Genomic DNA, 14055 nt, shown 5'->3' on the forward strand with positions numbered 1-14055 from the left:
AGCTATATGATGGAACACGGATGACGCAGATTAGACAGATTTAAACAGATTAAAACCTTTGTTACACGCTATCAGCGTTAATCAGTCCAATCCGCGTCATCCGTGTTCTATTTTTACGACTTCTACTGACCATGTCAGATCCAAACCAAAAATCCAGAACCCAATTCAACAAGCTGCAAAAGAAATTGCGGCATACGGTCGGCGATGCAATTGCCGACTACAATATGATCGAAAACGGCGACAAGGTCATGGTGTGCTTATCCGGCGGTAAGGATTCGTTTACTTTGTTGGACGTCCTGATGCATTTGCAAAAAACCGCGCCGGTTGAGTTTGAACTGATCGCGGTCAACCTAGACCAAAAGCAGCCCGGTTTTCCGGAACACGTATTACCGGAATATTTGGCATCGCTAGGTGTGCCGTATCATATTATCGAAAGAGACACTTACAGCGTGGTAAAGCGGGTTATTCCCGAGGGCAACACCACCTGTGGGTTGTGTTCACGCTTGCGGCGCGGCACCCTGTACGGTTATGCCGAGGCGAATAACGTCACCAAAATTGCCTTAGGCCATCATCGCGACGACATACTCGAAACTTTTTTCCTGAATATTTTTTACGGCGGCAAATTAAAAGCCATGCCGCCCAAGCTGTTAAGCGACGATAAGAAGAACATTATCATCAGGCCCTTGGCATACACGCGCGAAAAAGATATAGAACGTCTTGCAGTATTTAAGAACTACCCGATTATTCCGTGCAATTTGTGCGGTTCCCAAGAAAATATGCAGCGCCAGGCTATGAAAGCTATGCTAAGAACTTGGGATAAACAGTTTCCGGGGCGTTTGGAAACCATTTTCGCTAGCCTGCAGAACGTCGCGCCTTCACAGTTAGCCGATACCCAATTATTCGATTTTGCCGGGCTAACGCGCAGCCAACAAACCGAAGAGCAAGTTATGACATTTATCGCCAGGGATGGTGTGTATGCCGCTAGCCAGTCGGGAACTGGTGTGGCGAATGCCGGTTTAGACGTATTGGCTCAGTGACTTGTATTGTTCTCTTTACCGATTTTGGGCCGTCCGGGCCTTATATCGGGCAAATGGAATCGGTGTTACGGCTGACAGCGCCGCATGTGCCTGTTATTAATCTGCTGAGCAATGCACCGACAGCTAATCCTCGTTTAAGCTCTTATTTATTGGCCGCATTGCGGTACAGCTTTCCGGTCAGTAGTATTTTTCTGGCTGTGGTTGACCCAGGCGTTGGCGGTAAACGGCGAGCTGTAGTTTTACAGGCTGACGGGCAAATCTTTGTCGGCCCGGATAATGGTTTGCTGAACACTGTTGCTGTTCAGTCTCAAAATACGAAATGGTCGGAAATCGTCTGGAGACCTGAGCATTGCTCGATGAGTTTTCACGGCAGGGATATATTCGCTCCGATTGCCGCAAAGTTGGCTATCAATACGGCAGCCAAATTATTACAACCATTTGACCGAAATGATTTAAACGATTGGCCTCAAGATTTGGCGGAAGTGATTTATTTCGATCATTACGGCAATGCCATGACCGGATTGCGCTACAGTGACGTTTATTCCGGCAAGACTTTAACTGTTAATGGTATTCAGATTAAACAAGCCGATACATTCGGTGCTGTCGAAGAGCAACAAGCTTTTTGGTATAAAAACTCCAGCGGTTTGGTCGAGGTTGCCGTCAATAAAGGCCATGCAGACCAGCAATTGGCTTTGAAATTGGGAATGCGGGTCGGTTTTTGATTTGATGAAGTAGTTAAAATTGTCGCTATTTCCTTAACTTAATGCCATTAAGCTGCCAACTTGGGATGAACAGGCCCGGCTTATGGTTTATAATCACCCCTCTAAAATTTTCATTTCCCGGCGTTCACCTATGCGCTTGGTCTCGACTGTCATTGGTTAAATACACCTCATGCAAGAAATAAACCCGATCAAAAACAAAATAGCCGACTTACAAAGCCGTGGCGATGCCCTTAGGAGGTATCTTTGACTTTGACGTTAAGAGCGAACGTTTAGTCGAAGTTTTAAGAGAGCTGGAAAACCCGAAAATATGGGATAACCCGGAAGAAGCGCAAGCCCTAGGCAAAGAGCGCGGCCAACTGGAAGTTATCGTTAACACTATCAACGATTTGGAACGCGGCCTGTCCGACGCAGAAGAACTACTGCTGATGGCGGTTGAAGAAAACGATGAAGAAACGGTTCAAACAGTCGTCGATGATTTGGAGCACTTTGAAAAAAGGGTCGCAGACCTGGAGTTTCGCCGCATGTTCTCCGGGCAAATGGACGCCAATAATGCGTTTTTGGACATTCAGTCCGGTTCCGGCGGCACTGAAGCCCAGGATTGGGCATCGATGATCGAGCGCATGTATTTGCGCTGGGGCGAGCAGAAAGGTTTTAAAACCGAATTGATCGAAGAATCGCAAGGCGACGTGGCCGGCATTAAAAGCGCCACGATTAAATTCGAAGGAGAATATGCGTTCGGCTGGCTACGCACCGAAACCGGCGTGCATCGCTTGGTCCGAAAATCGCCGTTCGATTCCGGCAATCGCCGCCATACCTCGTTTGCATCGGTATTCGTATCGCCGGAAATCGACGATGACATTGATATCGACATCAATCCCGCTGATATCCGTATCGACGTGTACCGTGCCAGCGGCGCGGGCGGTCAGCATATTAACAAAACCGAATCGGCCGTGCGTATGACCCACAATCCAACCGGGATTGTCGTGCAATGCCAAAGCGACCGCTCTCAGCATAAAAACCGCGACACGGCGATGAAGCAATTGAAAGCGAAATTATACGAGCTGGAAATGCGCAAGCGCAGCGAAACGGCACAGGCATTGGAAGATACCAAGTCGGATATAGGCTGGGGTAGCCAGATTCGTTCTTATGTTCTGGATCAGTCGCGAATCAAGGACTTACGCACCAGTGTCGAAACGGGCAACACCCAAGCGGTTCTGGATGGCGATTTGGATCAGTTTATCGAAGCCAGCTTGAAGAGCGGCTTATAAAATTATTAAAACAAAGAGTTAATAAATAAAATGTCAGAAATCGAGCACGACGAACAGGAACAAATCAGACAACGCCGCAGCAAATTAAATGAGTTGCGCGAAAACGGCGGCATTGCTTTTCCTACCGATTTTCGCCGCAATGTAGTCGCAGGCGAATTGCTGGCCGAATACAGCGAAAAATCCAAGGAAGAACTCGAAGAACAACCATTGCGAGTAAAACTGGCCGGTCGCATGATGACCCGCCGAGTGATGGGCAAAGCCAGTTTCTGCCATATTCAGGATATGTCCGGCAAAATTCAATTGTATGTGACACGTGATGCGTTGCCTGAAAGCTTTTACAACGAGCAGTTTAAAAAGTGGGATATTGGCGATATCGTCGGCGCAGAAGGCGTACTGTTTAAAACTCAGACCGGCGAGCTGAGTGTCAAAGTTGACGATATTCGTTTGTTGACCAAAGCCTTGCGCCCATTGCCTGAAAAGTTCCACGGCATTGCCGATCAGGAAATCAAATACCGCCAGCGCTATCTGGATTTGATCATGAGCGAGCAATCGCGCAATACCTTTTTGATCCGTTCCAAGGTCGTCGCTTATATTCGTCAATTCCTGATCGAGCGCAATTTCCTTGAAGTTGAAACGCCGATGATGCAAATGATTCCCGGCGGAGCAACGGCACGTCCTTTTACGACTTTTCATAACGCGCTGGACATGGAACTCTATTTGCGTATCGCGCCGGAGTTGTATTTAAAGCGCCTGGTCGTCGGCGGTTTTGAGCGGGTATTTGAAATCAACCGCAACTTCCGTAATGAAGGTTTATCGACCCGCCATAACCCTGAATTTACGATGCTGGAGTTTTATCAGGCTTATGCGGAATACCACGAATTAATGGATTTAACCGAGGCCATGTTGCGTGGCGTTGCAATTGAAGTGTTAGGGCAAACCATGATTACCTATCAAGGCGAGCAATACGATTTCGGCAAGCCGTTCGACCGTATGACCGTGGTTGAGTCGATACTGCACTTTAACCCGGATTTAACGGCTGAAAATATCGCCACGCGCGAAGCTGCTGTTAAAGTGGCTAAAAAACTGAATATCCCGGTTAAAGACGGTTACGGTCTGGGCAAAATCCAGATTGAGATATTTGAAAAAACCGTCGAAAGCCGTTTGATGAATCCGACTTTTATCACTGCTTATCCGGTTGAAGTATCGCCATTGGCAAGACGCAATGACGACGACCCGCATGTGACTGATCGTTTTGAGTTCTTTGTCGGCGGACGGGAAATTGCCAACGGTTTTACCGAACTTAACGATGCTGAAGACCAGGCCGCACGTTTTCAAAAACAAGTCGAAGAAAAAGAAGCCGGAGATATTGAAGCGATGCACTTTGATGCCGACTATATCGTCGCGCTGGAACACGGTATGCCGCCAACGGCAGGCGAGGGCATAGGTATAGATCGTCTGGTCATGCTATTTGCAGATGCGCCGTCAATACGCGATGTGTTGTTGTTTCCGCATATGCGGCCTAAGAGCTAACAAGAATAGTTATTTTCGACACGTAGCTGCTTTATATCGATGGAATCGACAAGAGCCGCTAATCAAAGTCGGGTAGTAGGCTAACAGCTTTTCGTTGCCCGACATTTTAGCTGGTAATGGAGACGGTGGGCAAAATCGAAAGTCGGTCGCTATATTAAAACTGGGAAGTGCCGGGCATAAAAAGCATGCCCGATTTAAAGAGCTATAAATACCGCTTAAAAAAGTCTGAGCGATAGTCAGATCAGCTCATTAGGACTATTGCAGACTTACAGGGTCGCGCCTTACCGCATTGACAGCTTCTATCTCCATTTAGCAAGTCGATTAAGCACCTTTCGGTCCTGCAAACCACCAAATTATCAGACCGACAATGGGCAGCAGTAAAATCAAAAGCACCCATAAAACTTGTGATCCAGTTGTAGCACCACTTTTTACGATGCTAATAATGGCCCAGATGTCCAGGACAAGCACGATAAAACCTAGAAAACCGCCAACTTGAATATCCATACGTCCTCCTAACAGGTTCTTATTTAATAGATAAACTATTCTGTCTCATCAGTTTCAGACTTTACGCTTAAGAATAGATGAGTTCTGTACGGTAACGCACGTTAATCAGCTTGCATCATTCTTTAAATAATTTGTTATGCCAATTATTATCGAGACATTAACAAGCCAGCGGGAATGATTCAAATATTTCTTCGATGTTGAATGCGTAGACATCAACCGCTTTGACCGACAAACCCTTGTCTGTAAAAGTATTGTAATAGTCGTGTAGGTGAGGTGGGACAACCGCTTTTCGTTGCCGGATATTTTAACTGGCGATGTAAGACGGTGGATAAACCTGAAATTCGCCACCATATTGAAGTTTGGAAATATCGTTCATAAACAGCAGTCCAATCTACAAAACTGCATCGCAAAATCGAGCATAACAGTAATTTAGATCATTGCTCGTTTGTTATTGGTAAATATTTGGCATAGTTATCGACGAAAAGTATGATTAGCGTACAGCGTATAATGTTAATTTTTGTCTTCGTCCACTTTTTATTGCAATGGTGAACCTTATGAATTCAAAAAAAATAGACTTAAAAGAGCCTGATTTATCTAAAGCCTGTAACTACATCGTCAAACAGTTTGCAGCGCATAGCTGGTGGCCATCCGAACAACCGGGTAAAGCAAAGCGGGAGTTTGAATTAATGAAAGGCAGCGCAACTGCTTTGAATATATGGTGCGAGCGATGGCTGGATGCCGGGCAATGTAAAAAATTGGAAAAAGAGCTTCGGTCCTAGTTGGTCAAAAGCTTTTCGTTGTCTGACGTTTTTACTCGCACTTTGAGAGTCCACCATAGGGTGCACATACGGCTAACGCCTATTGTACCCTATGAATTGCGCCTTACCGGGCTATTTGTAAATCTCTTTACGGTGCCAGGATAATTAACTCGTTATCTTCAATGCGACATAACAACCGAAAGTCTCCTATTTTAAGTAGAGCGCCGCACTCTGAACTTACTGATGATGTCTGTTCCAATTCTACACTACGTCGTTCAAATGCCCATAAGCAGGTAACGTTTCCAGCCGTTTATCTTCCAGCGGTTTACCTACCGTAAAATGATACAAACTTTGAAACTTATCATCCTTGAACCCTAAAAGCTCATGCACGCTGTCATCAAAGTAACAGCCGATGCCGGTACCGCGTATGCCTGCCGCTTCGGCTTCCAGATATAGCGTTTGGCCTATCAGGCCGCATTCCCAGAACAAGCGGCGGTAAAGCCACGGTGCCGTTTGAACAGTTTCACCAAATTCCGCAACCATTCCCAGACTGAATGCGCTATCACTGGCGATGGGTTGATGACAGGACAGCGTTTTGGCAATCTGCCTGCAATCGCCGGAATACAAATGATAAAGCGGTATTGCTTCGGATACTTTTTGCCAGTCGAAATCAGTCAGGGTTGCGGTCTGCAACGGTTCAAGAGCCTCGTTATGTCTCGGCAGCGCATAGATGCCGGGAGCTAAACCTTCAACACGATGCACAAAAATAAACAGGTGGATTTTCGGCGGCCAGCACCATAGTTCGAATGCGGCTGTGGTCGGTAAAATGGCGGCTAGTATTCGGTAAAAATCAGTCTGTGACAGTGGGGACATTTTTCCGTCAAAGTGCTGCGCACTGCGGCGTTGGCGGATGATTTCAGTTGCCGTTTTGGTGCAGGATGAGTTTATTGTGCGCTGGTCGCATCGGTTCCCTATCGATTGCGACACTTCTGACCTCCATGGATGGAGGAAATGCCGAGGACTGTTGGGAGCAGTCTCGGCCTCCATCCTTGGCGGTCGCCGGACGGTTTGCCACTCAGGTTCTTCAGTTTGCGGCTTGCTTGCGGCAGTTGTGACTTCATCGATAATCGGCCATTTATACATATGATAAGCGCGAAGGCTGTCGGCTTTGCCGAACCATGTTCCTGATTGCGAGGTTTCCAGCAGGGCCTTGGCATCGAATGGCTTGTTGTCGGTATGCGTATTAATCCTGCAAATAATATCTGGGGATTCATGTTCCGATTTTTTAAAATCGTCCCGATCAAGCCCCAATAGCTTGGCGATGTCGTTATCAGACCATTCGGCCTGCAATTCAACCGACCAGCCCAGCGTTGCTGCCGCGTATCGCAAGGCTCCCAACGCATGGCCTAGATCATGCTGGCAATAGCGGTAAGCTCTTTCACCGTATTTCCATGCCTCCCGCCAATGGATCGAAGATAAGCCGATCAATATGCCGGAATCGGGCAAATTGTCGGAAAACCGACAACGCTGCTCAAGACTGTGATCGTGACTGACATAGTGGTAAACCCCAGGTTTGATAAAGCCGTTGCCGGCGCTGATCAGGTAAGCTTCAGTCGGGTGCAGGTTGCCGCTGGAGGGATTACAGCGCAATGCCCAGCGGCTTGGGCCGAATTGTTTCCATGCCGACAGACCGAAGGCTAATTCCAGTAATAAAGCGACATTAGCCATGTTTAACGGTTTTGCGGGGATTGTTTCCGGGTTATCCAGGTCCGCAAACAAAGGTTCGAGTTCGGCTCCCGGTAAGGGCAGCGAGATAATCTCGCAACCGGAAAAATGCCGGAATTGATCGGGTTGGTCTTCCCAGTCGATTGATTCAGGGCCTTTGGCGTAGCGCTCAAGGTGGTGCTTGGTGCGGTTGTGGTAGTTCAGGACGGTTTCGGCTTTTCGGTTCATAAGCACCTAAATTTAAAGAGAGAAAATAACCGCATAAAATGGCTTAAGTTTTCGTAAACGGGCTATGACAGCATGAAAATTCAAAAATTTGCCATGATGTTTAGGGTATAGAACTTAATATAAAAGCAAATTGCAGACCAATGGACCGTAAATTACAGCGATTGGATTGATAAAACAAATATTCGGTGAAAAGAAGATATAGGTCAGGAGAGCGATCAGGAATTGATGACTGAAGTGCTTTATAAAACAACTGATGGCGAACGCAAACCTTGCTCTTTAAAAGTGCAAAAAAGATAAGCCGGACAACCGATACAAAAGATTCTCAGGTCACAACACCATTGGGTAACAGGTGTTCACCCGCCACATCCGACAATCGCTCCAAAATGTCCATGCGGATTTCAATCAATTCGTGCAGGTGCTTGGCGCGCGGTTGCGGCATCGGAATACGCCATTCATGAACAATATGCCCGGGCGAGCCTCCCATCAGTAAAATGCGATCGCTTAAGATCAGCGCTTCGTCTATGTCGTGCGTGACCAGCAATACCGCATTGCGGCGGTGGGCCAGCAGTTTCAACAACAATTGCTGCATATTGAACCGCGTGATCGCATCCAACGCGCTGAACGGTTCGTCCATCAACAACAGGTCGGGATTTTTGACCAGGGCTCTTGCCAATGCCGCTCGCTGCGCCATGCCGCCCGATAACCGGTCCGGATAAGCGTCGGCAAAACTCTGTAGCCCGACCCATTGCAATACCGTTTCCGTCCTGGCCTGGACTTCTGTTTGGCTGAGCTTGGTTTCGCATTGCAAGGTCAACGGAAAAGCGGCATTTTGCTGTACCGTCAGCCAGGGCAATAAACACGGATCTTGAAATACCAGGCCGATACGGGCATCCGGTTTATGCAGCGGCTTGCCCCTAAACAGGATTTCGCCATTATCAACCGGATGCAATCCGGCTACCGCTTTCAGCAATGACGATTTGCCGCAGCCGCTAGCGCCCAAAAGGCAAACGACCTCGTGCGCGTTGACGTCGAAATCGATGTCGGCGAAAACCGGCCGGCTGCCTTGGTAGGATTTGGCTAAGTTGTTGACTTGCAATAACGGCGTATTCATCGCTTGCTGCCTCAATGCGTTGGTGGGTTCAGGCGCGCCAGTTCGCGGCGCAAATGCTTGATCGCCGGCGTGACAATCGCGACAAAATAGGCCTCGCGCAATTTACGTTGCGCAGCCGAATGCGCCAGATAGCCTTTGGCGCCCTGATGCAGCATGGCTGCTTGCGCGGCGCGTAATGACAATTCGCCGCCGGCCAGGCGCACTTTTAGAACATTGGGCATGACCTGGGCATTCGGATCGTTATCTAATAGCGCCGCCAAACGGTAGGTTTCCCGATGGGCCGGCGCCAATACTTGCAGTAAATCATCGGCTTGATCGTCAAGATATTGATTGATCGAAGCTTGCGTCGAGCTTACCGAGTCGATCAACTCAATGCAGCTGCTGATCAACCCCAGCCCCATGCCCATTTGCGCCAGCATCATGCCCGGTTTGATTTTTGCCATGTAGGCTTCCGACTCTTCGGCGTGCGCCAATACGCGGTGATCGCTAATCAGGCAGTCCCGGAACTGGCAGGCCAGCGTACCCGTGCCTTCGAGGGCGGTAAAATGCGCACCGTCCTGCAAACGAAAATCTGGCTGACTGCAATCGACGACGAAAAACACCAGGCGCCCGTCGTTTTCCAACGGGCAGCCGGTCACGAAATAATGGCCTTGGCCGAGATTCGATACCCACGGCAGATTGCCGTTAATCGCGTAGCCGCCGGCAACGCGGCGGGCTTTCAGCAACGCGCGCTCAATGCCGGTGCTGGCTTTTAAGGTATTCGACAAGCCCGTTCCACCGAGCAGCCGGCCGCCGGCCAGATCGGCCAGCAATTCGCTTTTGACGGCATCATTGTCGGACAATTGCAGGTAGCGCAGGCAAGCGGTCTGGCACCAGATTAAAAAAGCCGTCGACAGGCAGACTTTAGCGGTACGTTCCATGACTTCTATGGTGTGGCTTAAGCCAAGGCCGTTGCCGCCATAAACCGGGGAAACCACGCCCGTAAACCCGCCGATGGCTCCCAATGACTGCAAAAAATCCTGCGGGTATTCGCCGTCAAGATCGATTGCCGTCACCCGCGGTTTTAATCGGTCGGCGATCAACTGCTGAATGCCGTCCATGTCCGGCAGGCGCGGAAAATCGTTAGGGAGGGAACTCGCTGCATTCATAAGGTCATTGGTATTCATGATGATTTGATCAGTTCGCCGACACGTCAACCGCGACCGCGTTGCGCAAGGTATTGGCAACCGGCGACCATTTGTCGGCATGGGCGATGATTTCCCGCAATACGTTGTCCGGCGCATCGCCTTCGACGCTGATGTTGACGCGGATGGCGCTAAAGCCCAGGCGCTTTTGCTCCGACAAGTCGCCGACGCCCCAAACGGCGGTGACGTTAATGTCGCCTTCCAACGCCAGTTCCAGCTTGCTTAACGCGATATTGCGCGCAGTCGCATTGGCATGGATGCCGACCGATAGGCAGGCGCCCAGTGCGGCCAATAAAGCTTCGGAAGGATTAGGCGCGGTGTCTTCGCCCAGTAAATGCGGCGGCTCGTCAATGACGTAAGGCGTCAGGTTACGGATGTAAGTCAAATTACGGAACTGCCCTTCGCAGACCGTCTTGGCTTTTAACGTGACGACGGCATTGGGATTGGCTTTGCCTTTTTCGGATAAATCCGCCAAGCCTGATTTGTCGATAGGACGCAGTAAATCGGGATACAAGCAGCCGGTGTTTTGTTGAGTCATAAAATATCTCGTGTTGAATGAATGATTGAATGAAGCGTTATTCTATTTTTGGTTTAAGGTCATTGAAATGCGCAGGCATCGCGATATTCTGTTCATTCGTCTGTTTATTTTCGCCGGTTTAATTCGAGGCGTTTTTCCGGTGGTGAACGCGTTTTATTAAAAGACGCGCCAATGCATCGAGCAGATAGCCGATGAAGCCGATCACCAAAATGACCGCCATCAATTCCGAATAAGCCAAGCGGTCGCGGGTATCGAGAATGAAATAGCCGAGCCCGGCGCTGACGCCCAGCATTTCGGCCGGCACCAGCACGATCCAGACGATGCCGATGGCCAGGCGTATGCCGGTCAGCGTGTGCGCCAAAATCGCGGGCACGATGATCCGCGTCACCGTTTCCCAGCGGGTTGCGCATAAGCTGTCGGCCAACGTCAGCCAGCGCGGATCGACGGCGTGCACGCCGGCCGATACGTTCAGCATGATCGGCCAAACCGCCGCGATAGTGAGCAGGAAATACACCGGGGCATCGCCTATGCCTAGCATCATGACCGCCAACGGCATCCAGGAAATCGGCGAAATCATCCGTATAAACTGGAATAACGGGCTGGTCGCCTGTTCCAACACTTTCGATAAGCCCACGGCCACGCCGAGAGGCAGACCGACCGATAACGCAAACAGCAGGCTTAACAGCACCCGTTGCAGACTGACTGCCGCATGGACGAATATTTCGCCGGACTGTAACAGCCGCCATAAAGCCTCTAGGCAGGCGCCGGGCGAAAAGCTGCCCAATAGCGTGGCGTCAATTAACAACGGGCCGGTTGCCAACCACCATAACAGCACGGCGATGAAAATCCCCAGTAGCGCGACCGAAAGCGAATTGCCGAGCTTGATGAGGCGCGAATTAAAAGAGGGTAATTTTGCCTGCCGGACGGCAATAGGCAACGCGCTCATGCCAGTTTCTCCCTGCGCGACAATGAGGCCGGCAAGCCGAACACGCCGGGGCCGCCTACCTTTTCGATGGCTTTGCGTACGAAACGATCGTCGACCAGGTCCTTGGCGACGAACTCCGGATTCAGCGAGTTCAGAAACTTCACATCGCCTTCGACATGCGTCTGTTTCAGCAAGCGCACCAGCTCCTCGGTATAAGAGGGATACGGATACGGTTGAAAATCGATGCGCCGTTGTTGCCAATCGGCATGCTGCACGGCGCCCTGCTTGCCGTAAGCGTCAGTATCGTAATGCGAAAGCGCGCGTTCGAGCACCGCTTGCGTGTGTGGCGTGTAATTGTTGCCGCTTTCTTTCGCCAGGACTTTTGCAGTTTCCTGACGATTTTCCCGTATCCACAACTGCGCTTTGACAATCGCATTGACGACCCCTTGCGACCATTCCGGCCGCAGTTCCAGGTCGGCCTCGCGCATGAACACCGCGCAGCAGGCATGCGCTTGCCAAACGTCGCCGGTAAACCTGAGAATTTTGCCGACGTTTAAGTTTTCCGCGGCCGCGTTGAACGGTTCGGCGACAATGTACCCGGCGATGCTGCCGTTCGCCAACGCCGACAACATGTCGGGCGGCGGCATAATGACCAATTTGACTTCGTTGGCTTTGCCCGACAGTTTGGATACCGGTACCAGGCCTTCCGTGCGCAGCAAATGTTGCAGAATGACATTATGGATCGAAAACCAGAACGGTACGGCAACGGTTTTGCCGGCCAAATCGCGCAAATTGTCGATATTCGGCGCGACCGTCAGCGCCGAACCGTTGACATGATTCCAGGCGACGATTTTAGCCGGGAACTTAGTGCCGTAACGGACCATCAACGCGGTCGGCGCCAGCAAATGAATTACGTCGATTTGTCCCGCCAGGAACGCTTCGACCAATTGCGGCCAGGCCCGGAAAAGTTTGGGTTGGTCTACGTCAAGGCCTTCTTCGGCATAGAATTTTTTCGCATGGGCAACCAATAACGGCGACGCATCGGTAATCGGCAAATAACCGATCCGCAACGGATGCAACTGCTGTTGAATGGCGCCGCCGTCCGCCGCGTGCGCTAATTTATTGGGCAACAATGCCGCGGCGCTCAATACGGCCGTTAATTGCATGAAATCGCGCCTGGACATCGAGCAGCAAGAGCAATCGCCCAATTGTTGCAAATCCTGGGTAATAATTGGTAGGTGTTTTTTAGCCATGGCTTTGTCCTTTAAAAATTTGCGTTAAATTCCACAAAAGCAAAATCGGCATCGCTCTTATTGCGGTAAAAGTTCTCCAGATAATTTCCGCCGAACGCATGGGCGTAGTAAGCGCTCCAAGACAGCTGTTTGCTGATGTTATGGGTAAAACTGATGTCGACCAGCTCGCCTATGGTGCTGTTGCCGGTCGACGGCCGGCCCAGGAAGCCGAAACTGTTGCTGCGCGAGCTGGCACCGGCCCCCGCATAGAACAGGTCGTTGGTTTCGGCTAACGACAGATGGTGAAAATCGATGCCGACTTTGGTCGTTGCTGTCGGCGCAACCAGGAACTGTGCGAACGTATCGTTCAAGTTCATCAGGTTGAAAAACGGAAACTTCGCATAAAGCCGTACGGTCGGCAGCACTTGAAAGAACGTGCCGTGTTTGCCGTCGTTGGCATTGCTGTCGCCGGAGCCTTCGAAATAGCCGCCTCGCAGCCAAGGCTTTAACGGCAAATCGGTGAATTGATAGCCCGCTTCCAGGTCAAACGCATAGGCTTGATGGCTTTGGTTGCCCCAATCGCCGAATTGATAAGCGCCCCAAAGCACGCCGTCCACTGCGCCCGAACCGACTTTTTGCACGGTCAGCCAATGCGTACCGATAGTATGGATTTGCAGGCTTTGTTGGCTGAGCAACGGTATCTGGCCGGCTGGCCGGTTATCGACTGCCTGTACATTGCGGTTATCGCCGTAATATAAATAGAACAACCGGCTTTCGGTGCCCGGTAGCAGCGCGTCCTTTTTACCGGTCAGCGCGGCGTAGGCGAGGTCGATTTTGCTGATTTCGTCTTGAGCGTTTAAGTTAAAACCGCCTTGGGTCGGATGAGTCGCACTGAGGCTGACGTTATATTTCGGTTGATCGTAGCCGGCCGATACGCCGTCGAAATTACGCGTGGCATGGGCAAAATCGAACGTGCCCAGCAAGCGTTGCGAAACCCGCGTCAATTTGAGGGTATCGAATTTCGCATCGCCGGTTTTGTATTCCATACCGTCTTGCAGTTCAAAACGCCCTATTTTCAGGTTTGCGCCATTAATGCCGAACGGAGTTAATTTGAAATTTAAATAAGCCTGTTTCAGATGTACGTCGCTCGGCGAATCGTTCAGATTGTTTTCGGTGTAATACAAAGCGCCCAAGCCCAAGGCGCCGCCGGGCCGAGCAAACGAATTATTAGGCAAACCGTAAACGCCGCTGTATTCGCCTTGAACGTAGCCATCAACATATTGGCTCGTGGCT

At 50.3% G+C, this 14055-nt stretch carries 13 protein-coding genes; 5 read left to right on the forward strand and 8 right to left on the reverse strand.

Features of this window, described 5'->3' with window-relative positions; genetic code table 11:
* Positions 1 to 131: 131 nt before the first annotated feature.
* The 4 genes from ttcA to lysS all read left to right on the forward strand — a co-directional run bounded on the left by ttcA (position 132) and on the right by lysS (position 4557).
* Positions 132 to 1037 (forward strand): tRNA 2-thiocytidine(32) synthetase TtcA, encoded by a 906-nt coding sequence (gene ttcA, locus EPO18_RS18490; RefSeq protein WP_292435957.1) that lies wholly within the window; start codon positions 132 to 134, stop codon positions 1035 to 1037.
* The gene (locus EPO18_RS18495; protein WP_292435959.1) at positions 1034 to 1759 is read left to right on the forward strand and encodes an SAM hydrolase/SAM-dependent halogenase family protein; all 726 of its coding nucleotides are present in this window, start codon (positions 1034 to 1036) and stop codon (positions 1757 to 1759) included. Before ttcA ends, EPO18_RS18495 begins: the two co-directional genes overlap by 4 nt.
* Before the next feature lie 169 nt (positions 1760 to 1928).
* A protein-coding gene (prfB, locus tag EPO18_RS18500) for a peptide chain release factor 2 (RefSeq protein ID WP_292435961.1) occupies positions 1929 to 3027 on the forward strand; the annotation gives its coding sequence in 2 pieces (ribosomal slippage) (positions 1929 to 2003 and positions 2005 to 3027; 1098 coding nt in all).
* Between the two features lie 30 nt (positions 3028 to 3057).
* The gene (gene lysS / locus EPO18_RS18505; protein ID WP_292435962.1) at positions 3058 to 4557 is read left to right on the forward strand and encodes a lysine--tRNA ligase; all 1500 of its coding nucleotides are present in this window, start codon (positions 3058 to 3060) and stop codon (positions 4555 to 4557) included.
* A 321-nt stretch (positions 4558 to 4878) separates the two neighbouring features.
* Here the strand turns inward: lysS and EPO18_RS18510 are convergent, their stop codons facing one another.
* The gene (locus tag EPO18_RS18510; protein WP_292435965.1) at positions 4879 to 5061 is read right to left on the reverse strand and encodes a PLDc N-terminal domain-containing protein; all 183 of its coding nucleotides are present in this window, start codon (positions 5059 to 5061) and stop codon (positions 4879 to 4881) included.
* A gap of 554 nt (positions 5062 to 5615) precedes the next feature.
* On the opposite strand from EPO18_RS18510, the gene EPO18_RS18515 reads away from it, so the two are divergent.
* Complete coding sequence (locus tag EPO18_RS18515; RefSeq protein ID WP_292435967.1) at positions 5616 to 5840, forward strand: hypothetical protein; 225 nt, start codon at positions 5616 to 5618, stop codon at positions 5838 to 5840.
* Positions 5841 to 6080: 240 nt separating this feature from the next.
* Here EPO18_RS18515 and EPO18_RS18520 read toward each other — a convergent pair whose 3' ends face one another.
* The 7 genes from EPO18_RS18520 to EPO18_RS18550 form a co-directional block, all read right to left on the reverse strand.
* Positions 6081 to 7772 (reverse strand): SagB/ThcOx family dehydrogenase, encoded by a 1692-nt coding sequence (locus EPO18_RS18520; protein ID WP_292435969.1) that lies wholly within the window; start codon positions 7770 to 7772, stop codon positions 6081 to 6083.
* Positions 7773 to 8094: 322 nt separating this feature from the next.
* Entirely contained in the window at positions 8095 to 8883 is a 789-nt protein-coding gene (locus EPO18_RS18525) for an ABC transporter ATP-binding protein (protein ID WP_292435971.1), read from the reverse strand.
* Between the two features lie 11 nt (positions 8884 to 8894).
* Positions 8895 to 10049 (reverse strand): acyl-CoA dehydrogenase family protein, encoded by a 1155-nt coding sequence (locus EPO18_RS18530; protein WP_292435973.1) that lies wholly within the window; start codon positions 10047 to 10049, stop codon positions 8895 to 8897.
* A gap of 10 nt (positions 10050 to 10059) precedes the next feature.
* Positions 10060 to 10605 (reverse strand): OsmC family protein, encoded by a 546-nt coding sequence (locus EPO18_RS18535; protein WP_292435975.1) that lies wholly within the window; start codon positions 10603 to 10605, stop codon positions 10060 to 10062.
* Between the two features lie 118 nt (positions 10606 to 10723).
* Entirely contained in the window at positions 10724 to 11551 is an 828-nt protein-coding gene (locus tag EPO18_RS18540; protein WP_292435976.1) for an ABC transporter permease, read from the reverse strand.
* On the reverse strand, positions 11548 to 12783 hold the full coding sequence (locus tag EPO18_RS18545) for an ABC transporter substrate-binding protein (RefSeq protein ID WP_292435978.1): 1236 nt from the start codon (positions 12781 to 12783) through the stop codon (positions 11548 to 11550). Before EPO18_RS18545 ends, EPO18_RS18540 begins: the two co-directional genes overlap by 4 nt.
* Positions 12784 to 12794: 11 nt before the next feature.
* On the reverse strand, positions 12795 to 14055 hold a 1261-nt coding region (locus tag EPO18_RS18550; RefSeq protein ID WP_292435980.1), incomplete at its 5' end, for an alginate export family protein.

The sequence above is a fragment of the Methylobacter sp. genome (genome assembly GCF_004322395.1).
Taxonomy (GTDB): domain Bacteria; phylum Pseudomonadota; class Gammaproteobacteria; order Methylococcales; family Methylomonadaceae; genus Methylobacter_A.

What these genes read in the sequence shown, in the direction of transcription:
- EPO18_RS18535 (WP_292435975.1), bottom strand. Translation starts at nt 10,605, where the DNA reads ATGACTCAACAAAACACCGGCTGCTTGTATCCCGATTTACTGCGTCCT.
- lysS (WP_292435962.1), top strand. Translation starts at nt 3,058, where the DNA reads ATGTCAGAAATCGAGCACGACGAACAGGAACAAATCAGACAACGCCGC.
- EPO18_RS18540 (WP_292435976.1), bottom strand. Translation starts at nt 11,551, where the DNA reads ATGAGCGCGTTGCCTATTGCCGTCCGGCAGGCAAAATTACCCTCTTTT.
- EPO18_RS18545 (WP_292435978.1), bottom strand. Translation starts at nt 12,783, where the DNA reads ATGGCTAAAAAACACCTACCAATTATTACCCAGGATTTGCAACAATTG.
- EPO18_RS18515 (WP_292435967.1), top strand. Translation starts at nt 5,616, where the DNA reads ATGAATTCAAAAAAAATAGACTTAAAAGAGCCTGATTTATCTAAAGCC.
- EPO18_RS18525 (WP_292435971.1), bottom strand. Translation starts at nt 8,883, where the DNA reads ATGAATACGCCGTTATTGCAAGTCAACAACTTAGCCAAATCCTACCAA.
- EPO18_RS18530 (WP_292435973.1), bottom strand. Translation starts at nt 10,049, where the DNA reads ATGAATACCAATGACCTTATGAATGCAGCGAGTTCCCTCCCTAACGAT.
- EPO18_RS18510 (WP_292435965.1), bottom strand. Translation starts at nt 5,061, where the DNA reads ATGGATATTCAAGTTGGCGGTTTTCTAGGTTTTATCGTGCTTGTCCTG.
- EPO18_RS18520 (WP_292435969.1), bottom strand. Translation starts at nt 7,772, where the DNA reads ATGAACCGAAAAGCCGAAACCGTCCTGAACTACCACAACCGCACCAAG.
- ttcA (WP_292435957.1), top strand. Translation starts at nt 132, where the DNA reads ATGTCAGATCCAAACCAAAAATCCAGAACCCAATTCAACAAGCTGCAA.